General features: G+C 40.9%; 28 protein-coding genes. 5 read left to right on the forward strand and 23 right to left on the reverse strand.

Annotated features, from left to right (window positions below):
• Positions 1 to 5 precede the first annotated feature (5 nt).
• Together SANK73390_RS13750 and SANK73390_RS13755 are read right to left on the reverse strand one after the other, a co-directional pair.
• The gene (locus tag SANK73390_RS13750; protein ID WP_462766593.1) at positions 6 to 458 is read right to left on the reverse strand and encodes a GNAT family N-acetyltransferase; all 453 of its coding nucleotides are present in this window, start codon (positions 456 to 458) and stop codon (positions 6 to 8) included.
• Between the two features lie 134 nt (positions 459 to 592).
• Entirely contained in the window at positions 593 to 1336 is a 744-nt protein-coding gene (locus SANK73390_RS13755) for a sporulation protein (RefSeq protein WP_462766595.1), read from the reverse strand.
• Positions 1337 to 1537: 201 nt separating this feature from the next.
• On the opposite strand from SANK73390_RS13755, the gene SANK73390_RS13760 reads away from it, so the two are divergent.
• Positions 1538 to 3109 carry a cation:proton antiporter domain-containing protein gene (locus SANK73390_RS13760; RefSeq protein ID WP_462766596.1) on the forward strand — a complete coding sequence of 524 codons (1572 nt, stop codon included), beginning with the start codon at positions 1538 to 1540 and terminating at the stop codon, positions 3107 to 3109.
• A gap of 275 nt (positions 3110 to 3384) precedes the next feature.
• The gene (locus tag SANK73390_RS13765; RefSeq protein ID WP_261592233.1) at positions 3385 to 3678 is read left to right on the forward strand and encodes a hypothetical protein; all 294 of its coding nucleotides are present in this window, start codon (positions 3385 to 3387) and stop codon (positions 3676 to 3678) included.
• 233 nt (positions 3679 to 3911) lie between these two features.
• Here the strand turns inward: SANK73390_RS13765 and SANK73390_RS13770 are convergent, their stop codons facing one another.
• The 10 genes from SANK73390_RS13770 to ccmA are packed head-to-tail and all read right to left on the reverse strand — an operon-like array spanning position 3912 to position 11620.
• Complete coding sequence (locus SANK73390_RS13770) at positions 3912 to 4643, reverse strand: MlaA family lipoprotein (protein WP_462766598.1); 732 nt, start codon at positions 4641 to 4643, stop codon at positions 3912 to 3914.
• On the reverse strand, positions 4644 to 5906 hold the full coding sequence (gene ccmI, locus SANK73390_RS13775; protein WP_462766670.1) for a c-type cytochrome biogenesis protein CcmI: 1263 nt from the start codon (positions 5904 to 5906) through the stop codon (positions 4644 to 4646).
• Positions 5907 to 5908: 2 nt separating this feature from the next.
• Positions 5909 to 6364: a cytochrome c-type biogenesis protein gene (locus SANK73390_RS13780; protein ID WP_462766599.1), complete on the reverse strand. Its 456-nt coding sequence runs from the start codon at positions 6362 to 6364 to the stop codon at positions 5909 to 5911.
• Positions 6361 to 6933, reverse strand: coding sequence for a redoxin family protein (locus tag SANK73390_RS13785; protein ID WP_462766601.1), 573 nt, complete (start codon positions 6931 to 6933; stop codon positions 6361 to 6363). Before SANK73390_RS13785 ends, SANK73390_RS13780 begins: the two co-directional genes overlap by 4 nt.
• The gene (locus tag SANK73390_RS13790) at positions 6930 to 8894 is read right to left on the reverse strand and encodes a heme lyase CcmF/NrfE family subunit (RefSeq protein ID WP_462766603.1); all 1965 of its coding nucleotides are present in this window, start codon (positions 8892 to 8894) and stop codon (positions 6930 to 6932) included. Before SANK73390_RS13790 ends, SANK73390_RS13785 begins: the two co-directional genes overlap by 4 nt.
• Position 8895: 1 nt before the next feature.
• Positions 8896 to 9375, reverse strand: a complete 480-nt coding sequence (gene ccmE / locus SANK73390_RS13795; RefSeq protein ID WP_462766604.1) for a cytochrome c maturation protein CcmE — start codon at positions 9373 to 9375, stop codon at positions 8896 to 8898.
• On the reverse strand, positions 9372 to 9575 hold the full coding sequence (ccmD, locus tag SANK73390_RS13800; protein ID WP_261592227.1) for a heme exporter protein CcmD: 204 nt from the start codon (positions 9573 to 9575) through the stop codon (positions 9372 to 9374). The genes ccmE and ccmD overlap by 4 nt, the downstream gene beginning before the upstream one ends.
• Positions 9575 to 10315, reverse strand: coding sequence for a heme ABC transporter permease (locus SANK73390_RS13805; RefSeq protein WP_261592226.1), 741 nt, complete (start codon positions 10313 to 10315; stop codon positions 9575 to 9577). The genes ccmD and SANK73390_RS13805 overlap by 1 nt, the downstream gene beginning before the upstream one ends.
• 1 nt (position 10316) lies before the next feature.
• Positions 10317 to 11003: a heme exporter protein CcmB gene (gene ccmB / locus SANK73390_RS13810; protein ID WP_462766671.1), complete on the reverse strand. Its 687-nt coding sequence runs from the start codon at positions 11001 to 11003 to the stop codon at positions 10317 to 10319.
• Positions 11000 to 11620 carry a cytochrome c biogenesis heme-transporting ATPase CcmA gene (gene ccmA / locus SANK73390_RS13815; protein WP_462766607.1) on the reverse strand — a complete coding sequence of 207 codons (621 nt, stop codon included), beginning with the start codon at positions 11618 to 11620 and terminating at the stop codon, positions 11000 to 11002. The genes ccmB and ccmA overlap by 4 nt, the downstream gene beginning before the upstream one ends.
• Before the next feature lie 103 nt (positions 11621 to 11723).
• On the opposite strand from ccmA, the gene SANK73390_RS13820 reads away from it, so the two are divergent.
• The 3 genes from SANK73390_RS13820 (at position 11724) to SANK73390_RS13830 (ending at position 14372) form a co-directional block, all read left to right on the forward strand.
• Complete coding sequence (locus tag SANK73390_RS13820; RefSeq protein WP_462766609.1) at positions 11724 to 12509, forward strand: hypothetical protein; 786 nt, start codon at positions 11724 to 11726, stop codon at positions 12507 to 12509.
• Between the two features lie 121 nt (positions 12510 to 12630).
• The gene (locus tag SANK73390_RS13825; protein ID WP_462766610.1) at positions 12631 to 14064 is read left to right on the forward strand and encodes a hypothetical protein; all 1434 of its coding nucleotides are present in this window, start codon (positions 12631 to 12633) and stop codon (positions 14062 to 14064) included.
• An 11-nt stretch (positions 14065 to 14075) separates the two neighbouring features.
• Complete coding sequence (locus SANK73390_RS13830; protein ID WP_462766612.1) at positions 14076 to 14372, forward strand: EscU/YscU/HrcU family type III secretion system export apparatus switch protein; 297 nt, start codon at positions 14076 to 14078, stop codon at positions 14370 to 14372.
• Here SANK73390_RS13830 and SANK73390_RS13835 read toward each other — a convergent pair whose 3' ends face one another.
• The 11 genes from SANK73390_RS13835 to flhF form a co-directional block, all read right to left on the reverse strand.
• A complete protein-coding gene (locus SANK73390_RS13835) occupies positions 14373 to 14771 on the reverse strand; it encodes a DUF2802 domain-containing protein (RefSeq protein ID WP_462766672.1) in 399 nt (132 codons plus the stop codon).
• 27 nt (positions 14772 to 14798) lie between these two features.
• A complete protein-coding gene (locus SANK73390_RS13840; protein WP_261592221.1) occupies positions 14799 to 15296 on the reverse strand; it encodes a chemotaxis protein CheW in 498 nt (165 codons plus the stop codon).
• Between the two features lie 24 nt (positions 15297 to 15320).
• Complete coding sequence (locus SANK73390_RS13845) at positions 15321 to 16091, reverse strand: chemotaxis protein CheW (protein WP_462766613.1); 771 nt, start codon at positions 16089 to 16091, stop codon at positions 15321 to 15323.
• Positions 16092 to 16099: 8 nt separating this feature from the next.
• Complete coding sequence (locus tag SANK73390_RS13850; RefSeq protein ID WP_261592219.1) at positions 16100 to 16870, reverse strand: ParA family protein; 771 nt, start codon at positions 16868 to 16870, stop codon at positions 16100 to 16102.
• 77 nt (positions 16871 to 16947) lie between these two features.
• Positions 16948 to 18063, reverse strand: a complete 1116-nt coding sequence (locus SANK73390_RS13855) for a protein-glutamate methylesterase/protein-glutamine glutaminase (protein ID WP_462766615.1) — start codon at positions 18061 to 18063, stop codon at positions 16948 to 16950.
• A gap of 80 nt (positions 18064 to 18143) precedes the next feature.
• A complete protein-coding gene (locus SANK73390_RS13860; protein ID WP_462766616.1) occupies positions 18144 to 20351 on the reverse strand; it encodes a chemotaxis protein CheA in 2208 nt (735 codons plus the stop codon).
• 13 nt (positions 20352 to 20364) lie between these two features.
• Positions 20365 to 21147: a protein phosphatase CheZ gene (locus SANK73390_RS13865; protein WP_462766618.1), complete on the reverse strand. Its 783-nt coding sequence runs from the start codon at positions 21145 to 21147 to the stop codon at positions 20365 to 20367.
• Positions 21148 to 21167: 20 nt separating this feature from the next.
• Positions 21168 to 21551: a chemotaxis response regulator CheY gene (gene cheY, locus SANK73390_RS13870; RefSeq protein WP_171625892.1), complete on the reverse strand. Its 384-nt coding sequence runs from the start codon at positions 21549 to 21551 to the stop codon at positions 21168 to 21170.
• Positions 21552 to 21589: 38 nt separating this feature from the next.
• Positions 21590 to 22300, reverse strand: coding sequence for an RNA polymerase sigma factor FliA (locus tag SANK73390_RS13875; RefSeq protein WP_462766674.1), 711 nt, complete (start codon positions 22298 to 22300; stop codon positions 21590 to 21592).
• Between the two features lie 26 nt (positions 22301 to 22326).
• Entirely contained in the window at positions 22327 to 23187 is an 861-nt protein-coding gene (locus SANK73390_RS13880) for a MinD/ParA family ATP-binding protein (RefSeq protein WP_261592214.1), read from the reverse strand.
• Complete coding sequence (gene flhF, locus SANK73390_RS13885; protein WP_462766619.1) at positions 23180 to 24667, reverse strand: flagellar biosynthesis protein FlhF; 1488 nt, start codon at positions 24665 to 24667, stop codon at positions 23180 to 23182. The genes SANK73390_RS13880 and flhF overlap by 8 nt, the downstream gene beginning before the upstream one ends.
• Positions 24668 to 24680 lie beyond the last annotated feature (13 nt).

Genomic DNA, 24680 nt, shown 5'->3' on the forward strand with positions numbered 1-24680 from the left:
CTTGATTATTCAAGCGCTTTTTTATATCGCATGTCATGATGAGGTATACCATCCTCTAAATATTCCACTCCCTCAATTTTAAAACCTAGAGACTCATAAAAAGGCAATAAATAAGTTTGCGCGGATATTACTATTTCAGCCGGTGAAAAGTGGGTGTTACACACATCCAATGCCTGTTTCATTAAAAGTTTTGCCAGCCCCTTCCCTCGTTCGGTTTTAACAATTAGTACCCGCCCTATTGCACATTCACTCATCGATTTTCTGTACACTCGTGCATAAGCTTGAACATCGTAATGTTGAGATAAAAATACATGTCTTGTTTGTTCATGCTTATCAATTTCATCTAACTCTGGATACGCACATTGCTGCTCAACAACAAATACATCCACCCACGCTTTCATTAAATTAAACAACATATCCCTTTCAAGTTCAGAGAAAAGTTTAGTCTGCCACTGCATTTAATAGCTCCTATTATACCAATTGCATTAAATAAATGATCAATGTCGTAATCAAATTAGGAGCTGTTGATCTTCATTAAAATTCAGTGATAAAAAAGCCCAGCATTGGCTGGGCTTATAAATAACAAGTAAATTTAAGCAAATAAACGCTCTAATTGGTCGCACAACTGTGATAAATTCACTTGGTCATGTTCAATGGTTAAATCCACATAACCGTCACTTCGAAATGCTCTATCTAATTCAATCAGCACATGAGTTCGGTGTGCTTCTGGTACAAATGATAACTCCACCTCTTGAATGCCAAACAGTGATTTACTGTGCGGTCGATATTCCAATTCCTGATAACAACCTGAAACCGTATGGAAATTACTCGCCCTAAGCTGCCCTTTTTCAACATCAGCTTTAACAAGACCAAAACCCAATTTCTCCATAGCTGACATACACGTTTTAATCGCATCATTAGGGTAAATATGCAGGGTGTCTCTGTCTGTAGGATCTAGTGCTAAATCAATATCTAGGCCCGTTTCTAACCAAACATGACAATGGTTATAACCCGCGTTAAGTTCAGTGATTGGCGTCTCAGAATGAAGCCTAGCCTCAAAGGGTATCACCTTAGTTTGACCTGAAGCAATGTCAAATTGCTCGCCAATCTTAAACGTTTCAATTACATGATTGACAAAATAATGACCATCATCATTTTCAACTTTTACACGAGTCATTAGTGCCATTTCTAAGCCACTCACTTGTTGGCTAACATCCCCACCTTCTATGATAATCTTGGCTTGAAATTTTTGTCCGGGGTATAAATGCTCGGTTTCTAAAACTGTATCTACTTTTGCCGCACCTATACCAACAGATGCGAGGATTTTTTTAAACATTACTTCTCCTGTGAGAATGTTCCTTTATCGCATCTTAACCACATTTATCGCCGATTGTCAGCGAAAATTTTCGTTATCGTCCGTATTATTATTGAGTTAAAGCAAAACATGGCCTATTTTTTTGATAAGGAAGAAAAATTCAATTTATAAATCAGATAGTTCTGATACACTTAAGCTAGATAAAATCAATATATACATACTATGGAACTTTTGTTTTTTGCTGCAGCATTTGCCTGTGGCTTTTCAGTATATCAATTAAAGCTACCACCTCTTATTGGTTTTTTGATGGCTGGGTTTATTCTTAACCTACTTGGCTATCGCAGTACAGAGCTATTAAATCAATTGGCTGATTTGGGTGTTACTTTGCTGTTGTTTAGCATCGGTCTAAAGCTTAAAATTGGCAACCTTGTAAAAGCACAAGTTTGGGCACCTGCAACCCTCCATATAGTTTTGAGTAGTACTTTTTTTGCAGCACTTTTACTGTTACTTGGTTCATTAAGCTTACCACTATTTACTGATTTATCGATGTCCAGCGCCCTATTAGTCGGCTTTGCATTTAGCTTTTCAAGTACCGTATTCGCTGTAAAGGTACTTGAAGAGCGAGGTGAAATGGCAAGCCTGCATGGCAAAATTTCTATTGGTATACTCGTTATGCAAGATATCTTTGCTGTGGTATTTTTAGCTATTAGCACAGGTAAAACGCCCAACGTATGGGCTTTGGTATTACTCATATCCTTGCCTCTTTTTAGGCCAGTTATGTTTTGGGTATTGAATCGCTCTAAACATGGTGAGCTATTGCCACTGTTTGGATTTTTCTTTGCATTGGTCGTTGGCTATCATGCTTTTGAATTCGCAGGCTTAAAAGGCGATCTAGGCGCGCTTATTATTGGTATGCTCTTCGCCCCTCACAAAAAAGCAGGTGAGCTATCAAAGTCATTAATGAATCTAAAAGATATCTTACTCGTAGGGTTCTTTTTAAATATTGGCCTTAATGCCAATATGAGTTTTGATGCCTTACTTATCGCTTGTTTACTTACCCTTGTGTTACCAGTAAAAGTTTGTTTTTACTATATACTGACAAACTTGTTTAAACTACGAGCTCGGACCTCATTACTCAGTGCATTTACACTATCAAATTACAGTGAGTTTGGTCTTATCGTTTGTGCTGTTGCAGCCAGTAGCGGTGCCATTGCAGCAGACTGGCTAGCCGTCGTTGCTATCGCTGTATCGATTACCTTTGTGATAGCTTCACCACTGAATAAACGCGCCAACGGTGTTTATGTAAAACTCGAATCATTTTTACTGAAGTTTGAAAGCACTAAAAGGCTAGAAGAAGAGCTGCCCGTTAACTTGACCGATACACGTATTGCTATTTTCGGTATGGGCCGTATCGGCACTGGGGCTTATGAAACAATTGAAGCCACTCATCCTGGATCAATTGCTGGAGTTGATATTAAGCCCGAAGTAGTTGATAGGCATGTACAAAGAGGCCGCAGAGTATTGTTAGCAGATGCAACTGACCCTGATTTTTGGCAGCGTGTAAACCACTCCCGTGTTGATATGGTCATGCTCGCAATGCCCAAGCATATGCAGAATATATACGCACTGGAGCAACTAAAAGCATCGGGTTTTAAAGGCCAAGTTACCGCTATTGCAAATTATCCTGATCAACAAAAAGAACTTGAAGAAATGGGTGTCGATTCAACCTATAACTTCTATCTTGAAGCTGGAAGTGGCTTCGCTGAACATGTAAAACAGAATTTATTTTCTTAATGTAAAAGTTTGTTATCAGTACCATAAAAGGTACTGATAACTATTTTTATTTGCTCATCAATATCTTACTTCTAGATGTCCAAACCATTTTGTGTAAGCCACTTTAAAACGTTCATTACTCGATTTACAAAGCTTTACATCCAAGTTAGTAATCTGCCCTAAAAACAGAGTACACTGTTTTTAACTTGAAAGGTGTAAGTATCTATTTTTAACACAAAAAATATGATGGACGCTGTTAACTATGACAATTGGATGTTTTCCGGGAGAAGGCTATTATGCTAAAAAATAAACAGGTAAATCACTTCGCTGCGGTTGTTGATGATGTACAATCTGGGCCATTTTCTGAACTGCAAGGGCGTCTTGATGAAATTCAGGATAACGGAATGACAGCGCTGACAATGCGAAGCATTCTTTTTAATAAAATGCTCGACTTACACAATGTGCCTGATGACCATTTTTTAAGAAATGAATCTACAGCGAAAAAATTAGATGACCCATCCGTTTTAGTAGAAAAGCTCAATAATCTTGGCTTTGTTCGCAAACAGAAACAAAATGGTGTAATCCACTAATAACTAATTTATGGGAGCCTACTCTCCCAACTATAATAGGCTGGCACTGCCCGTCGCCAGCCTATCCTCCTTCATACCAATCTATTAAAAAAATCGATCATTTTAGCGAGTTCAACGCCTCACTATTTGCGTTAAAAATGCCTTATGTTGAATCACTATATATCGAAATTTTGCCTAGTTACTAAAGCATTCATCTATCGCAACATCGGATCATTTATTTAATGCAATTGGTATTATAGATTCTCTAAAAAATCCTCATCGAAGTCTTCCGGCTCTTCTTTAATTGGTGGATTACCATCATAAAGTTCATATAATTGCCTTTGGAAATACACATCTTTTACAAATATATAAGGGTCCAAAGACTCATGTAGCAACTTTTCTTGCGCCATTAACTGCGCTCTTGTTTCAATTGCTTTGAATGCAAATACAGCAATTGTTTGTGGTGTTGTTAAAGCAATTTCAGGTAAAACGACATTATCAACCACATCTCCGGTTAAATTTCTTAATGTTGATGGCCCCATGCCCGGAAGCATTAAATAAGCGCCATCCCCAACCCCCCAAACTCCTAACGTTTGTCCAAAATCTTCATCATGATGCTTAAGACCTAAACTGCTGGCAACATCAAACAAACCTAGCACTCCAACGGTGGAGTTAATCAAAAAGCGCGCCGTGTTTATTCCCAAACTTTCGGGCTTACCTTGCAAGGCCGCATTGATAGCATCGGTAGGCGTTGTTAAATTTGTCGTAAAATTCACTAAGCCAGTTCGCACTGGTTGTGGGGTTATAGCAACATATCCAACGGTAACGGGACGCAAAATATATGAATCTATCACATCCATATTAAAATCATATATCGGTCTATTGAGTGTTTGCAATGGATCTCGATCATCCTGTTTTTCGACAGGAATACTACTACATCCACAAATTACAACGGCTGCAAAGGCAGCTAAAAATGGCTTAAACATTTACTTTCCTGTGCTTGATATAATCCGATTAATCTCTACAAAAGCCTCTTTGCTGTCCTCAGCTAATGAAATTATCTGACTTAACCCTTCCAGCTCACCTTCTTGTGTCATCACACTACTATCTTTTGATATACGGGCAGTTATAACAACATTCTGATAATTAGAAAGCTTTAAGCTTGGCATCATAGCCATACTATCGTCTAAGGTGACAGTCAAAGGCAAGTTAAAATTTGTAAGCTTCGCTACTGCAAGCGGCATAGCGGGTCCATCTATCGCTTTAGCAAAAACAAATAAAGTGCCTTGCTCTGGCAACTGAGTTTGTAAGGTACTATCTAGCACCACCTTAACGGTTAAACTTACAGACTTAGCCTGCTGTACCGGTGTTATCTTATCTTCAATTTGTACAATACGCTGCTCAATCATGGCATATCTAGGGTCATTTTTTTGCATGTTAGCAAGCAGCACTTCAAAAGCGGTTTTTGCCTCTAGCCAGTCTTGTTTTTCATAAGCAATTAACGCGAGCAAAGAAATTGCGTCGATATTTGTCGGCTCACTTTTAAGCACCTTAGCAAGCAAACGCGCAGCGCGATTCATGCCTGCTTCAGAGCCTTCAACCAGTAGTACTTGGCTATAGTTAATTAAAATATTATGGTTATTGGGGTCCATTTTTAATGCTTTATCAAATGCCTGTTTAGCCATTTCATAATCATTCAATGACATAGCAACACGGCCAAGCAACATCCATGCAACTGCGTCATCGCCACTATTAGCAAGTTTAGTACGCAAACCCAAAGCGAAGGCCTGCAATTCGTTTGCTGACAACGCTTCGCCTTGCTGTAATACTGCTCGTTCACCATACTCCGGTAGTTTTTCTATTGCATCATACCAATTTTCGATTTGTTGCTGACTACCCATAAATTGATAAAAAACTCCACTTACAGCAAGTGTAAATAACAAGCCTGTGAGCGCATATATACGGTTATTGCCTCGGCTATTTAGCTGCTTCTCAGGAGACAATTCATTAAGCAAGCGGCGCTTTAGTTCTAATATCGACTCTTGATATAACTGTGTATCAATTTTTTGATTATCAAGCTCTACTTGTAGCTCATTAAATCGCTGTTGATAAATATCAATACGCTGCGCATTCGCTTCGTTGTCAACTTTTAGTACTTTCTCTCGACGCAAAAATGGCACAACAACAAACAATATGGCCAATAATGTGAGTAACGCAAACATACCCCACATTTGCATAATACCTGTCATCATTATTGCTCCCTACGCTGGTATTGCTGAATTAATTTTGTAAGCTGTTGCTCATCTTCTGGGCTCCAAGCTTGCTTACTTGACGCCTTCTTATGCCTAAATACAATAACTCCAAAACCAATAATAACGATCAGTATTGGTAACACCCAAAGAATGATAGTGGCGGGAGTAACTGGCGGCTGATAATGCACAAAGTATCCATATCTGTCTATCATATAATCAATGACTTCTTGCTTACTCTTACCGTCATTAACTAAGCTCAAAACCTTATCTCTGAGGTCTTTAGCCACAATCGCATCTGAATCAGCAATATTTTGATTTTGACATTTAGGGCAGCGTAACTCATGTGTTAACTCCCTAAATGTAGAGGCACGTTCTTGATTTGAAAACTCATATTTGTCTTCTGCTGCGAAGCCTGAGCTACACCATAACAAAAGTAATACCATCACAACTTTCATTGCGTTAACTCCATAATTTTAGGTGCAAACTTAGCTCGCCAAACACGTGGGTTTATATCGCCCGTATGATGGAGCAAAATCGTTCCTTGCTTATCGACTAAAAATGTTTCGGGGGCACCAGATACACCTAAGTCTAACGCTAGGGTTCGCTCTAAATCGAGAATATTAAATTGATAAGGATTGCCAGTTCTAGCTAACATAGCCTGCACTTCGCCGCGTAGTTTATTTATATCGAATCGGTCACCAAAATCGGGATCATAAGCTTGTTCATAATACAAACCTACAATTTTGACACCCAGTTCTTTTAGCTCAGTTAGATAACTTAATTCTGCAACACATGTTGGACACCATGTACCCCAGACATTGAGTAAGTAAACTTCGCCCAACAAATCTTGATTTTGCCACTGTTTTTGACTATCCATTAAATCAGGTAACGTAAAACTTGGCATTGTGTGCCCTATTCGCCCTGTTTGCAGCTCTCGAGGGTTACCGAATAACCCCTGATATAAAAACACGCATAGCAATGTAAAAATAAGAAACGGAATTAATCCAAGCAATTTACGGTTCATGCATTGGCTCCTTGCTTACTATCTAGCATCGTGCCTTTTCTATATCGCTTGTCAGCTACCACAATAAAGCCAGCTAAAGCGATTAATAACCCACCTAACCACATCCAACGTACGTATGGCTTGTGATAAATACGCAACGACCAAGCTCCTTGGCTTAACTGTTCACCGAGAGCCAAATACAGGTCCCGAAAGAAACCGTCGTCAATCGCAGCTTCTGTCATAAATTGCATACCAATGGTGTATAATCGTTTTTCTGCATATAATTCGGTAACGACTTGGTTATTTTTTAAAACCGTCACAACTCCTGCATGGCCACTATAATTTGGTCCAACAATTTCTTTAACACCCTCAAAACGATAAACGTATTCATTCAACGATGCAGTATCTCCCGGTTGCATGCGCACTGAACGCTCAACTGAATAAGCGGAAGTTAATGTGACACCAGCAATCACAAAAGCAATACCAACATGACCCAACACCATTGCCCAATAACTCAAGCCTTGGCGTTTAAACCCTTCCACTAGGCTGTCGGGTACAGATACTTTTTGCACAATATCTAACCCTGTTGCTAGCACAATCCAAACCGCCAACGCAGTGGCTAAGAAAGTCAGTGGTTTAACCACTTCATAATTACCAAATAACCATGCTGATGTAATAACTATTGTTACCACAAATACCACCAACCACCTTTTAACAAGCAATGAAAGTTTATTTTGCTTCCAGCGAAGCATTGGTGCCAAGCCCATTAAAATTGCAAAAGGGACGATTAAAATGGCAAACATTTGATTAAAAAACGGTACTCCAATAGAAATTGAGCCTAAACCTAACTCTTTATGGATCATAGGAAGCAAGGTGCCCAAAAACACCACTAAAGTAGCAACAACAAGAAATATATTATTGACCCAAAGCGCCACCTCGCGTGAGAAGAGTTGATATCGGCCTTCACTTTTAACCTGCGATACACGCGCTGCATATAACGCTAAACTGCCGCCAACCACCACGCCAAGAAACAACAGTATATATAACCCTCTGTCAGGGTCAGTCGCAAAGGCATGTACAGATACTATAATGCCCGATCGAACGATAAAGGTGCCCAGCAAACATAAGCTAAAAGCCGTGATAGCCAATAACACGGTCCAAGACTTGAATACGCCACGTTTCTCAGTTACCGCAAGAGAATGTAGCAGTGCTGTTGCCACAAGCCATGGCATCAAAGATGCATTTTCAACCGGATCCCAAAACCACCAGCCGCCCCAGCCAAGTTCAGCATACGCCCACCAGCTACCAATGGTGATGCCTAGTGTCAAAAAAGCCCAAGCAACAATAGTCCAAGGTCGAGACCATTTAGCCCACGTATTATCTAATTTACCTGTCAGTAATGCCGCAATAGCAAAAGAAAAAGAGACAGAAAGTCCAACATAACCCATATACAGCAGAGGCGGGTGTATGATCATACCTGGGTCTTGCAATAGTGGATTTAAATCTCGACCTTCCACTGGATAATAAGGCAATAAACGCTCAAATGGGCTAGACATCCAAAGCGTATATAACATAAACCCTACGCCTAGAAACCCTAAAACACCTAACACTCTTGCACGCAATACCCAAGGGATAGAATTAGACATCAAAGCGACAACAGCAGTCCATGATGTTTGCATTACGAGCCACAGTAAAATAGCACCTTCGTGCCCACCCCATGTCGACGTGATTTTATAATACCAAGGTAAGGTACTACTTGAATGATGCGCTACATAAGCGACAGTAAAATCATCAGTTAAGGTGACATAAATTAAAATCGCAAAAGAGAACAACACAAACACACACTGGCCGACCGCTAATGACGGTGCAGCCCGCATTAAGCGCAAATTACCTGTGTGTGCACCCCATAGTGGAAAAATACATAACAATAAACTCAGCGCCATTGCTAGAACAAGTGAAAAATAACCAATTTCAGGGATCATATTAGTTCTCGTTTCCTAAGTTGTACTTTGGCTTCTCATGCTTAATACCCTTAAGTGCTTCAGCGACTTCTGGGGGCATATATTCTTCATCATGTTTAGCCAGCACCTCAAATGCCTCAATAACATTGGGTTCAACTAATGTCCCTTGAGCGACAATACCCTGACCCTCTCTAAATAGATCAGGCAAAATCCCATGGTAACGGATAGTCACTGTAGGGCCTGTATCTACTAGTTTAAAGCTCACATCCAAGCTATCTTCATCTCGCTCAACAGTACCCGGAACAACCATGCCACCAATTCTTAGCTTTTGACCGATAAATGGCTTCTCGTGACTTTCACCTTTACCATTGATTAGTTCACTTGGGGTATAAAATAGATTGATGTTTTCTTGCAAAGCATACAACATCAAACCAATCGCCGACCCAACACCAAAAACTATAGCAACGACGGTAAGTAGACGTTTCTTTCTTCTTGGATTCATACTTGCTCCTGTTGCTTTGCTTGTTTAATGCGCTCTTCTCGGCGCATCTGGGCACGAACTTCATCACGCAGTTTATAACCATCTCGCAACGAACTAATAAAAATTGCCAACAAAATTGCACTGCAGCTACCAAAAGATAGCCAAACATAAAAGCCATAGCCGCCCATGGCTAAAAACTCACTAAATGATTCAAATTGCATCACTCACCTCGACCAACTAGTTCACGCACCCACGGGCGGTGCTTTTCATGTTGTATGATCTCATTTTTCAATCTGATCAATGTAACCAACCCAACAAACCCTGCAAACGCCACTATATTAATAAGTAATGGCCAAAGCATTGAAGGGTCTATTGCTGATGTATCAAATTTAGTGATAGTTGAACCTTGGTGTAATGTATTCCACCATTCTACAGAAAAATGAATAATCGGAAGATTAATCACACCAACAACTGCGAGGATACATGCGGCACGCCCCGCTGACTTTTTGTCTTCAAAAGCGTGATATAAAGACAAGACACCAAAATATAAAAACAAGAGAATGAGTTCAGACGTCAAACGAGCATCCCACACCCACCATGCGCCCCACATTGGCTTACCCCATGCGGCACCGGTTAAGAGTGCAATAGCAGTCATAGCAGCGCCGACAGGTGCTATAGAAATCACGGCCAGTTCAGCATTACGAATTTGCCATACTAGAGCTATAATGGCCGCTATCGCCATTGATGAGTACGCTCCCATTGACAAGATAGCCGATGGCACGTGAATAAAAATAATGCGATAGCTATCTTTTTGTTGATAATCTGCAGGCGCATAGGCAAGCCCCCAAACCCAACCAATAACTAAACATACTAAGGTGATAACTGCAAAATACGGCAGTAGCGTGTTACACAACTGATACGCACGCTCTGCTTTTGCATAGGGATGTAACCATTTCCACATGTTAATTTACACTCACTTTTAATGCTGACGATATTGCTATCGGTGCACATACGCAGGCAATAGCCAACATGGCACCGAGGATTGCTAGTTGCCCACCATACGCTAAAGACATACTACTGGTATCAATGGCGGACGTCGCAAAAATTAGTACAGGGATGTAAAGAGGCAAGACCAGCAAGCTCATCAGTATTCCTCCCTTTTGTAAACCTACAGTAAGCCCCGCGCCAATTGCACCGATAAAACTCAGCAATGGTGTGCCAATTAAAAGCGTCAGTACTGTCGCGCCAAGGGCTTGAGCTTCTAAGTTCATTAATAGAGCAAACACGGGGGCCATGATCACCATAGGTAAGCCTGTTGTTGTCCAATGCGCTAAGACTTTAGCCAATACAGACAGCGGTAACGGATAAGGAGAGGCTATTAACTGCTCTAAAGAACCATCATTAAAGTCGTCTCTAAACAGCTTATCTAACCCTAACATGGTAGAAAGTAATGCTGCTACCCAAATAATACCAGGCGCCATTCGAGTCAAAAGTGTGGGTTCTGGACCTATAGCCAAAGGAAATAAAGTAATCACAATCAAAAAAAACAGCAGTGGATTAACAATCTCTGAGCGTTGTCTAAAAGCCAACGTCACATCTTTTTTATAAACACTAATAAATAGCTGCCAGTAGGAGTGATGCATCATCAGAACTGATACTCCAAAACAAGTGTTTTAAGCGCGTCAAAATGTGTCGTTAAGTCTTGGTGCGTAGTCAATAAAATAGACCCACCTTTTGCGAGGTGCTTAGCAAATTGCCCTTGTAAAAGTATTACACCCTTTTTATCAAGTGCTGTGAATGGTTCATCTAACACCCAAAGCTTTGCATCATTCAACCATAACCTTACCAACGCAACACGTCGCTGTTGCCCCGCTGAAAGTGTCCGCACAGGAGCGTCCTCTAATCCAACTAAGCCAAGCTCAGATAACAACTCATAAGCTTGTTTATCTACTTTATAACCATGTATTTGCAACCAATGGCATACATTTTCATATGCACTTAGTTGACCATTTACACCGCTCTTATGACCAATAAACAATAGCTGAGCGGCAAACTCATCGTAGTATTGGCTAATTGGCTTTGAATCAAAAAATATTTCACCCTCGTCTGGTCGTGCAAAGCCTGCAATAATTCGTAACAGTGACGTTTTACCGGCACCATTTGGGCCTTCAATTTGCAGAATCTCCCCAGCTCCCAAAAAGAAGCTTAGCGACTCAAACAGACAGCGCTCTTGTTTAGTACAAGTAACAGATTTAATCTCTAGCAAATTGGTTATTCTCATTACCCAAAATTGGGCGTTAGTCTACCATAATGGTATGGTAATACGAATAACGCCTTGCGACCGATTAACGGAAATTTGATTTAAAATAATGAATAAGCCACCGATTTCTATTCAATATTCGACAACACCTGATGCAAACGCAGCTTTAAACGAAGGCCGTACAAATATTGACCTCAGCAAAAAATCTAGTCAGTTTGTTGCGCATAATGTGCAAATCAAACCCGATTCATTACAAATGGATGTTGAAATAAATGGCCGCTGGCAAACCATTCGCTTGGCCACCAAAGACGCAAACCAACAGCCACTTCGTTTGAACGAAGCACATATAACGTTAAATAATAATGGTCAAACACTGACTATAAAGAGTGTTGACCAAGTTATTAATATTAAGGCTGCGAATGATCTTCTATCACTCCTTACGTTACTTAAAGGAGGAATGGCAGAATCAAGCTTAATCACCAATGCTCGTGTGCACACAGGGTCAAACCCACAGCTTATACTGGAACAACTGGGAATTAAATTGGCACTAGACCCCTCTCTTGCAAAGATCCTCCATGGTGAGCATAAGTTAGTTGCACAACTACAAGCAAATGAAAATAAAGTTCAGCTTAAGCTGCTCAACGGTTTTGCGGATCAACTATTTAGTAGTGTATTGAGTAAACAAAAAGTTGCTGAGCAACTGGCCTTGCTCGGCAAAAGACCGTTGATATTAGTTGAAAAACATGCCCTGCAAGTTAAGTTTTCTGCACAACAACAGCCCCTGAGTTTATCGATTAGTAACCTCAGCAGTGCACCACAGATAGGTCCGCTAAAAATGGCAACATGCCAAGTTACAAACCAATATACAGGGTGTAGAAATAAAAACATCAAGTGAGCAACGCAGCATTGATTTAAAGCAATCAGTAAAAGGCAAGTTAAATCAAGTGGCCCACATCCCCCCAGTGAAAAATACTGACACCGTAGCAAACGTACATACCTTAAATTACGCGAAGCCAATGTTTAACATTACCCTTCAAGATATTAAACAAGCAGTAGAACAGGCAATTGGCCAATGGTTAACAAAACCATTTAAACAGGTAAATAAAGCACAAAGCGCATTACATGTATCTCAGCCAAGCACCAACCAGACAATAGTCAAACAAGATGCACTGCCACTGATGGTTCGCCAACCTCCGATGCAAACGCAAACACTGCCACCTATTGTAAAATTAGTAGCGCAGCTAAAAAATGTATTAGCCCCGATTATTCATCGTAATACGACGCCAAAAGATGAAAATAGCAAATTATTGGGTAAAAATGTGGCCGCACAATCACAAACTCCGCTCACTCAACCTATGTTATCAAGCTTAAATACAAATCAACTAAAAACACCATTACAAACAAACAATACGCACTTGCCTACTGATAATGATGTGAGCGCTCGTGATAACATAAACCGACCGTTACCATATCCTACACAACTCAACAGTTTGTACAAAGCAAGTCTTCCAATTGAAAGAATGTTATTTGAGCCACTGCTTAAACTTATCAACCAATCCGACACATCAGCCCTAAAACCCATAAACAGCCAAGTAATCAGTGAAAAAATATCACAACTCAGTCAATATAAGCATCCCCAGTCGGTTGATATGTCAAAACTTGTACACCAAGCATTTAGCCGTATGATTGATGCAAATAATATCTCTGCTAGCCTTGTAGCTAGCGAGTTAAATAGCATGGTCCCTGGGTTAGTAAATACCAACACACAATCTGCACCTTTGGTAATGGCCAACAGCTTTACGCAGGCACTGGATAAACTTCTAGTTACTTTACTGGCCTCACCAAAAGCATTGTCAGCACAATCAATGCCTGAGGATAATGACCAAACTCAGCGCCTTAACACTTTACTTGAGACCTTATTACCAAATTCAAAAAATGTGTCTGCCAAACAGCTGGTGCCACACCTTCAGCAATTGAATAGCAACTTATTAGCTGAGTTATCACAGCTACAAAATAGTTTTTCATCCAGTGTACAACTTACGCCACCAACTACTCAAAAGATAGAAAGTGAAACCCAGCTATTACTTAACCTCCTTATGCCAATGAAAGTACCAGCTGAATGCAGACAAACTGAACTACAAATTGGTCAATATAAAAAGCCTGCAAAAGCAAAAATGCCTGAAAAAACAGTATGGTTTGTGCGTTTAAACTTTGATTATGCAAACATGGGTAAGCTTAGTGCGCATGCTGAACTTATGGACAAAGCGCTTGAATGTGAAATAATCGGTAACAGCAAACAGGTATGTGACATGGCAGAGCCTCATCTTGATGCTTTACGAAGAAAACTCTGTGCTCATGGCCTTCAAGTCAATGAGATTATACTTAACGAAGATGCCCAACAATTACATACATTTTATGAACACCATGCGATTGTTAACATCAAGGTATAGGAAGTGAGATCATGAAACAAAAAACAGCGATCGGATTGTTATATGAGGCTGGCAGCTCACCTCACATTGCGTGTAAAGGCTTTGGTGAACTTGCAGATGAAATAGTTGCTCTGGCAAATGAAAAGGGCATTATGATACATGAAGATGCTGAGTTGGCAAACACGCTAAGTCAACTAGATTTACATGAAGAGATCCCAAAAGAGCTCTACTATGTAATCGCAGAACTCATTGCTTTTTCGTATGTTTTGCGTGGGAAATTTCCACCTGGCTGGCAAGGGTTCAGTAACAAATTAGACATAAAAGCGTAATTACGATTTTTGATGTAAAGACATTAATAACTCTGCCTCTGCACGAGGTAGTTCACATTCACGCATTATCTCTTGCAAGTCAGCTCCCAGCTCAATCATTTTGACCGCACGCGAGTAAATTTTTGCATCGGGATCATCGTACTTTTGCACAGCTTGTTGTTGTGCCAATTCTTTAGCATAACTTTCACAAGCAACGAGTCGCTTTCCAATACTCATCAAGCTGCTACGAACCTCTGCAATTTCACTTCGTAAAATTGCCGTTTGATCATTGGTATCTTTAATCTTATGAGTGAGGGCAAAGACTTCCTGCTGACTGTAGCCTAGGCGTTTACTTAACATAAAAATCAGCCCCAAACATACAACAACCAATAGACTTGAGGCAACCAATACCAGTAAGATAATATTATTGTTTACTACTTCCACAACTTATATATGACTCAATTCATCCCACTCATCATCATTGAGTAGTTTATTCAAATCGACAAGGATCAATAATTCGCCTTCACGATTAGATACACCCTGGATAAACTTAGCACTTTCTTCTGTGCCTATATTTGGAGCACTGTCTATTTCAGAACTACGTAAGTAAACAACCTCTGCAACGCTGTCGACTAATATACCGATGACTTGTTTCTCAGCTTCAATGATCACAATACGAGAATTGTCAGTTACTTCAGAGCTAACTAAACCAAAACGCGCTCGCGTATCTATCACTGTCACTACGTTACCGCGTAAGTTTATTATACCCAAAACGTATGCTGGTGCGCCGGGAACCGGTGCTATTTCAGTATAACGCAATACTTCTTGCACCTGCATTACATTTATACCGTATGTTTCATCCTCGAGCTTATACGTCACCCATTGAAGAACTTCATCATTACTATCGGCATTCTTGTCTGCGGAAAGTAGTCTATCTTGGCTCATGGTTCAACTCCAAAAAGATCTTATTTACTGCTCTCGACTATCGAGGCCTTGCTCAAGCAAGCGGTTTAAATTTTCTACATCAATCAAAGCGCACATTTTTTCTTTTATGACGCCTGCTAGCCATGGTCTCTTACCATCTCCCGTACGCCATTTTACATCATCTGGTCGTAAAGTAATGTTATTAACCAAGTTTTCCGCTAATAAACCCCAGGGGCTATCACCTAAAGTGATTAAATATTGGTAATCAAGTCCCTCTTCCAATTCTGGGGAAAATTTTTCAGGCATAACCCATCGTGCTGTATCAACTACATTTAATTTTTCATCGCGATTTAACATTACCCCTTTAAACCATTTTGGCTTACCAAAGAGTTGATTAACTTCACCTAATTGGTGAATTCCACCCAATGATTTTAAAGGTACCGCAAGAGTGAGCCCCGCCACTTCAAAAAACAACGCTTGGAACTCATTTTCACCGTAAGCTTCCTTTGCGCTAACTAATTGATTTGATACTTCAGCCGATTCTTTGATAATAGTATTATTTTCTGTTATCTCAAGATTTTTTGTTTGTTCTTCAGGGATTTCCTGCGTAACAATCGGCTTTAACTTAGCTTCTACAACTTGTTTTTTTATCGGTGTTTCTTTTATAACATCCTGTGGTTGCTCGGATACATCTGGAACTTGTTCAAGTAACTTAGCAACAGGTAGCAACGAACTATCTCCAGGCTCTTCTTCATTCAGTAGCGCACCCAAATATTGTTTCATTACTTTTTCATTAGCAAACAACTGTTTACTCATCTATACCTCTAATTGACCTGCAACAAATAATCCAATAAAGCACGATAAGCAAACACCCCTCGAGATTTTGGACAATACTCAATTGGAACTTTTTGCGCTAGGCTCGCATCTCGGAACTTAGTATCCACAGGAATAACACCGGGCCAAACATATTCTTTATAATTGGATAATAAATTCTTGTATGCCTCTAACGAAGCCTTCGTGCGCTTATCATACATAGTAGGTACTATGGTATATTGATATTTCTTAGATTGCGAACTTTGCATTAATTCCATTGTCCGCATCATCCTATCCAGCCCCTTAAGTGCCAAAAATTCGGTTTGTACGGGTATCAATATTCGTTCACTGGCAGCCAGTGCGTTGACCATCAAAACACCTAGTACAGGGGGACAATCTAATATTGCATAGTCGTAATGCTCGCTAATCTTTTCCAGCGCTTTTTTTAATACCAGCCCCATCCCAGCCCGATTGCCCATGCTTCTATCTAATGTTGCAATTGCCATAGTTGCAGGCAATATGTCCAAATTATCTATCGTCGAAGGGCACAATGCTTGCAAGATCTCTTCACTTTGCATTGCATTGCCTCGAGCAAAAATATCATAAACACTAACTTCAAGCTCTTCAGAATCTATACCGAAATAATAAGTCAAAGATGCGTGAGGGTCAGTATCAATTAACAGTACTCGCTTCCCTTGCAGAGCTAATATTCCTCCCAAGCTCACTGTAGTAGTTGTTTTCCCTACTCCCCCTTTTTGGTTTGCTACTGTCCAAATTTTCACGAGCGAATACATTCTCCCAAATTACGATACAAGTTTATTGTTATTATTATCGTACATCTACTGCACAGTGTTATCCGTTAACACCCTACTTCTTTGCTAATTCGATTTGCTACATCTGGTAGTGCAACGTGTTCACTCGCTAGCCCTGCGTTTGCGATAGCTTGTGGCATTCCGTAGACAACACAGGTTTTTTCGTCCTGTGCCCAAATAGTAGCACCTGCTTGCTTAAGCATACGCGCACCATCTCTACCATCAGCCCCCATCCCAGTCAGGACAACGGCTAAAACATCACCTTGATATGCTTTGGCTGCACTTGCAAACGTAATATCAACACTTGGCTTATAAGTAATTCGAGGGCTATCATCTTCAAATACCTTAAGTGAACCACGAGACTCAACCATCATTTGCTGACCACCTGGTGCCAAATACGCAACCCCAGGTTCAAGCCTATCCCCTTGTTGAGCTTCTTTAACTCTTATTTTACACAGGCTATTCAATCTAGTTGCAAAAGCAGGAGTAAACGCCGCTGGCATATGCTGTATTAACAAAATTGGGTAAGGGAAGTTTGCAGGCAGCTGCGTTAAAATAGTTTGTAGTGCCACAGGACCACCTGTGGAGGTGCCAATAGCAACCAGTTGGTATTTCTTTCCCGATGCCTTAGCAGTACCACTTGATATATTTGCATTGCCTGCGCGCTGAAAGGTCCTATCAGGCTGGCTAATACTAGAATTTGAGCGAGCAGTCGTTGGCCTAGGAGATTGTCGAGCTGCAGTACTTGCTGCAAACCGAGGTAGTCTTCGGCGACCAATTTCTTTTACCTTAGTTTGCAAAGACTTAATGGCATCATCGCTATTGCGCGCAATATCTTCAAACTTTTTAGGTAAGAAATCTAATGCACCAGCATCAAGGGCATCTAAAGTAGCGCCGGCCCCTTCTCTGGTTAGAGACGAAAACATTAAGATTGGCGTAGGATTTGAAGCCATTATTTGTTTCACAGCACTAATGCCATCCAATACCGGCATTTCTACGTCCATCGTGATAACGTCAGGCTTTAATTGAGCAGCCTTCTCAACGGCTTCTTTGCCGTTCACTGCAAAGTCTATCACCTTAATATCACTATCTAGTTCAAGTATTTCACTAACTCGACGTCTAAAAAAACTTGAATCATCAACTACTAAAACTTTAACTGCCATTGGCACGCTCATTTAAAATTTAGATCGAAAAAGTGGTGCCCAAGGCACCACTGTGTCTAACTGGCTAAAATCAGAGGCTGCTATTTGCCTGCATAATGCTTAAGCATGTTTGGCACATCCAAGATAAGTGCAATACCACCATCTGATGTTATAGTTGCACCGGCCATGCCAGGAGTCCCTTGCAATAGCGCATCAAGAGGTTTGATAACCACTTCTTCTTGACCAATTAAGGAATCAACCACAAAGCCTACCTGCTTAGTACCGATTTGAACGATAACTACATGGCCTTCTGCTTTGCGAGTACTTCTATCTGCTCCTTTAACCAACCAGTGCTCTAAGTAGAACAGAGGAATGGCTTTTTCACGAACAATAATCGTGAGTTGTCCATCAACAATATTGGTTTTGGTTAAATCTAAGTGGAAAATTTCGCTCACCCCCGCTAAAGGCAAAGCAAATGTTTGTTGACCAACCACTACCATTAGTGTAGGTAAAATAGCCAGTGTTAGTGGAACTTTTATTTCTAATACAGTACCAACACCAAGTTCTGACTGGATGTTGATAGAACCATTGAGCTGGGTGATTTTTGTTTTCACCACATCCATACCCACGCCACGCCCTGAAATATCAGAAATTTCCTCTTTAGTAGAGAAGCCTGGTGCGAATATTAAGTTGTATGCTTCAGTATCTGATAATCGACTCGCTTGATCAGAGTCAATAACGCCTTTATTGATTGCTATTTTTTTAAGCTTCTCAGGATCCATACCAGCACCATCATCACGAATGGTAAGTAAGATATGGTCACCTTCTTGTGAGGCCGCCAAAGTCACAGTACCAGTGCGAACTTTATTTGCGGCTTCTCGTACATCTGGCATTTCAATACCGTGATCTACGGAGTTTCTTACCAAGTGAACTAAAGGATCAGCTAAAGCCTCAACTAAGTTCTTATCTAAATCGGTTTCTTCACCTTCTAAGACAAGGTTGATATCTTTTTTCAAGCTACGAGCTAAATCTCTTACTACACGTGGGAAACGACCAAATACTTTCTTAATCGGCTGCATGCGGGTTTTCATAACTGCACCTTGCAAGTCTGCAGTAACCACATCAAGATTAGAGATTGCCTTACCCATAGCTTCACTATTAGTGTTGTTAGCCAAGCTCACTAGTCTATTTCGAACCAAAACCAACTCGCCAACCATATTCATAATTTGGTCTAGACGTTTGGTATCTACCCGAACTGTTGTCTCTGCTTGAGGAGCTGGTGGCTTCTTAGCAGCAACAGGGGCTTTTGTTTCAGGGGCAGGCGCTTTTGTAGCTGGTGCTGGAGTAGGTGGCTTCGCTGGTGTCGCTGGCTTTGGCGCTGCTACTGGCTTTGGCACTGCTTTAGGCTGTTCAACTGGTGCAGGTGCACTTGCTTCAATTGAACTAGGTGCACTTCCCTTTCCGTGCAATTCATCTAATAATGCTTCAAACTCATCATCATTAATTTCATCATCGTCCATACTATTTGATGGTTGACCAGCCGCTGGCTTTTGTACTGGTGTTGTAGGCGTTGAGTTTTCATCTTTACTAATTGAGCCAAAACTCCCTACCCCATGTAATTCATCAAGTAAATTATCGAACTCATCATCCGTGATATCCCCCCCACTTTGCGTACCACTAACGTTTGGCGCTTTATCCTCTTCTACAACTGCAGGCCCATTACCACTGCCGTGCAGTTCATCAAGTAAGCTTTCAAACTCATCTTCAGTGATTTCATCAATACTATCATCTTCGCCTGACGCAGCTTCCGGGCTTTGTGCATCCATATCAAACAAAATATCGTCTGCACTGATTGCTTCTTCAGGGTGATGTGTCGAATCCTCTGCAGGTGATTCGACAGCAATTACTTCGTCCTCAGATTGAGGTTTACTAAGTTGGTGAAGAGTCTCAAGAAGAGCTGGGTCTGCAGGCTCAGGTTTTTCACGGTTTTGTATATGTGCGAACATTTCATTGATGGTGTCAAGCGATTGGAGAATAACGTCCATTAGCTCTGAAGTCACTTTCCTCTGCCCTTGACGCAACACATCAAACACATTTTCTGCACCATGACATGCATCAACCAACTCGGTCATGCTTAAAAAGCCAGCGCCACCTTTAACTGTATGAAACCCTCTAAAAATCGCATTTAAAAGGTCTTTGTCTTCAGGGTTATTTTCTAACTCTACAAGCTGCTCAGACAACAATTCAAGGATCTCTCCAGCTTCGACGAGAAAGTCTTGTAGGATATCTTCATCGACTTCAAAGCTCATGCATACTCTCCTATTAGAAGCCTAAACTTGATAGCAAATCATCAACTTCATCTTGACCTGATACCACATCATCTCGAGTATCTGCATCAATAATGGGCCCTTCCGGCCCTGAAATCTCGTTTACGTCAGCGTCAATCTCATTTGGTAAAACGGCCTTGCTTTGAGTTTGCTGACTTTTACTCGGTAGTTCATCAGAGGTGCCAAAAACGGTTAACAGATTTATGAGACTATCTTCAACTTCTCTTACCAGCTCTATAACTCTGCGTATAACTTGTCCTGTTAAATCTTGATAATCTTGAGCCATTAGCACATTAGTCATCAAACTTTGCAGTTCATCAGTCCGCGTTTGTGACCCTTGCATGAAATTGTCTAAATCATGGCATAGTGACTTGAACTCACCAAGTTGTATGTCACGCCTCATTAGGCGATCCCAAGTCGGTTTTATATCAGACAAATCATCTGCTAACTGTTGTGCAAGCGGCAAGCTTGCTTCAACAGCGTCCATCGTTTTATTAGCAGCGTTTTCCGTCAGTTCCATAACGTAGTTTAAACGTTGCTTTGCATCAGGAAGGGCATCAGTCGTCAAATCAGCAAGACGCGTGTCGAGTTCAAAGCTCTTTAGTGACTCATGCAGCTGGCGGGTTAATTTACCCACCTCTGCAAATAACTCAGATTGCTCTTTATTGGCAGCATCCAGAATTAATTGATCTGCTTTTTCTTGTTCACCTTGCTCTAGATAAGCAACAAGCTGTTTTGCCTGCTCAAGACTGATCTGAGGCACAGAAGGCGTTGACATTAGCCTCTCCTTCTTAGTTCTTAGCCTAAACGTTCAAACACTTTTTCTAACTTTGTTTTTAGTGTTCCTGCAGTAAAAGGTTTAACAATGTAGCCGTTAACCCCAGCTTGTGCAGCTGCCACAATTTGTTCTTTTTTAGCTTCCGCAGTCACCATTAACACTGGGATATGCTTAAGGTTATCATCCGCTCTAATAGCTCGTAGCAAATCGATACCTTGCATGCCAGGCATATTCCAATCTGTTACTACAAAATCAAACTCTTGGTTTTGTAGCATTGGAAGCGCAGTACTGCCATCATCAGCTTCTTGTACATTGGTAAAGCCTAAATCTCTAAGCAGATTTTTGATTATTCTCCTCATTGTAGAAAAATCATCAACCACGAGAATTTTCATGTTTTTATCCAAAACATCCTCCAGTGAGGTTTGAACCTATTATTTTTACTCTAATTGACCCAGTCATTGATTTTGGCTCTTAGCCTTATCATTGCCTGCCCATGAATTTGGCTAACACGAGATTCACTTACATCTAGTATTTGCCCGATCTCTTTTAAATTCATTTCATCGTTGTAATAAAGCGACAACACTAGGGCGTCTCTTTCTGGCAAAGCATTTATCGCTGCCACTAACGACTCGTTAAAACGTTCATTTTTAACGTTATTAAATGGTTTGTCTAGCGATAAATCGTTGTCTGCAGGTGAAATAACATCTTCATCTACACCTAAGTCCTCAATACCTATGACTTTACTGCTATTCACATCACTTAAGATATGATGGTACTCATCCAGCGTAATATCAAGTTTTTCAGCTATTTCCGTATCTTTTGGCTCTCGATTGAGTGTAGATTCAAGTTCTGCGATGGCTTCTGCAACCATTCTACTTTTACGGTGAACTGAACGAGGAGCCCAATCACCTCTGCGGATCTCATCTAACATTGCACCTCGAATGCGAATACCAGCAAACGTTTCAAAACTGGCTCCTTTTGATGCATCAAAATTTTTAGTTGCTTCAATTAGCCCTATCATGCCAGATTGTATCAAATCATCTAATTGAATATTTGCAGGTAGACGCGCCAGCATATGACACGCAACTTTTTTGACCAGTGATGCATGACGTTCCACCACTTTATGTAAATGTTCAGATGTCTGATACCCCATCGCTTTACTCACCGATGATGCCATAGTTAACCATTGACTAATTGTTCAATAAAAAACTCTAAATGCCCCGATGGCTGATGCGGTATTGGCCACTTTACAGCCTTACTCGCAAGACCTCTAAATGCGACCGCTGCAGGTGAATTGGGAAACAACTCAACAATCGTCTTTTGACGCCTTGACGACTTACGCATATTTTCATCGAACGGTACTGTTGCTACAAGCTCCAAAGCTACATCCAAAAACCTATCCGTTACTTTTGAGAGTTTAGCAAATAATTCTTGCCCTTCTCGCAAGCTTCGCACCATATTTGCAACAATTTTAAATTTATAAACACCATGCTCACGGCTTAATACCTTTATGAGTGCATAAGCGTCAGTTATTGATGTAGGTTCATCACACACGACTACCATCACATCTTGTGCTGCACGAGAAAAGCTCAGCACCATATCCGAAATGCCAGCTGCAGTATCTACGATAAGTATATCAAATTCAGTATTTAACTCACTAAATGCGCGAATAAGACCTGCATGTTCTGCTGGTGTTAGCTCCACCATACTTTGCGACCCAGACGTAGCAGGCACAATTTTAATTCCCGCAGGTCCTTCGACTAATATTTCATCTAGCTCACACTCACCAGAAAGCACATGTGATAAATTTTTCTCAACTCTAAGACCTAACATGACATCACAGTTTGCCAAACCCAAATCAGCATCCAATACCAAGACACGATTTCCTTGCTGACCCAGTGCGATTGCAGTATTTAAGGAGACATTAGTTTTGCCAACCCCACCTTTACCACCTGTTACCGCAATAACTTTAACACCGTGATTATTATTTTGACTCATTTTACGCAGGCCACTTGCTTGATCTAATACTGTGTTAATCATACATTCCTACTGTCTGAGACGCTACTGCTGCAGGTCTCGAATGTTGTGCTTTTATTCTCTTTAAATACAATTGTTCCGCTTTTTTGACTAGCTTTTGAGCATTCGCAACACGAATATCCTCAGGAACTCGCTGTCCATTGGTAAGATACCCTATTGGCAAGCGATTTTGAATCGCTATGCTAATAATCTCACCCAAACTCAGACATTCATCAAGTTTAGTAAAGATACAGCCACTTAAATTAACTTTTTGAAAGTGACGCACTGTTTCTTGCAATACATGCATCTGTGATGTTGCACTTAATACTAAATAGCTACGAATATCAACCCGGGTACTACGCATTAAAGTATTTAATTGCTCGGTTAAACGCAAATCTCTTTGGCTCATACCTGCTGTATCTATTAATATTAGTCGCTTATTGCGTAAGTGATATAAAACTTCTGCAAGTTCATTAGCATCTTTGACTTGTTTTACCGGACAGCCAATAATGCGTCCGTAAGTAGATAACTGCTCATAAGCACCTATACGGTATGTATCGGTGGTGATAAGTGCAACTTTATCAGCACCATATTTTTGTGCGCCCAGCGCAGCTAATTTAGCAACGGTCGTTGTTTTGCCAACACCTGTAGGGCCCACAAATGCATAGACTCCACCTTGACGAAGAATGTCATTATTAGTGGTATGCATTTGGTTTACAACCATGTTTAAAAGTGCATTCCATGCTTCTTTTCGTGATACATCATCGGGAATAAAGCACGCCATCTGCTGTGCTACCTCGGCATCAATTCCCATACCCTGGAGTCTGTCGATTAAACAAGCTCGAGTAGGGTCTCTGCGCGCCATATCTTGTTGCATCAAGCCAGAGACTTGATGCTCTAAAAGTTGACGAATAGCATTCATTTCTTCACGCATGGAAGTCATTTCATTATTTTCGGGACTACTATGATTCATATCATCCCCAAACCCAGACTCTAACTCATCTTCAAACTGCCAGTCTGCAGCCGCTTGCATTCTTTCATTAGCGACATGTTGAGACGGATTAGTATGGCTTTTGAGGCTTTGTTGTGCAGGCTCTTGAACCCGGTTATCTTGAGGGGCTTGTTGACGAGCCTTAAAAACTTGCTCTGTATCTATGCCTGATTGCGAAAACATAGAGGCTAATTGTGCAGAGCGAGGACGCGGGGCTTGACGTTCCAATAGTGCCTCAAGGCTGTCTGCAACAGGGGCCTGAGGTTCAGGGCGTGCACGCAGAGATTCAGGGCGAACAAAACGAGGCGAAGCTGAACGAGTTTGAGGCTGTTGCTCCATCGGCTCTTCATGTGTAGGAGCTACTGGTGCGCGATCATTGTCTATTGCAGCAACAATTTCCACGCCATCAGCCAACTTTTTATTTGACATAATGACAGCATCTACACCTAGCTCTTCTTTCACTTCTTTAAGTGCAGTGCGCATATCTTTGGCAAAAAAACGTTTGATTTTCATGTTACAACCCCTT

It is taken from the genome of Pseudoalteromonas sp. SANK 73390, from assembly GCF_054966645.1.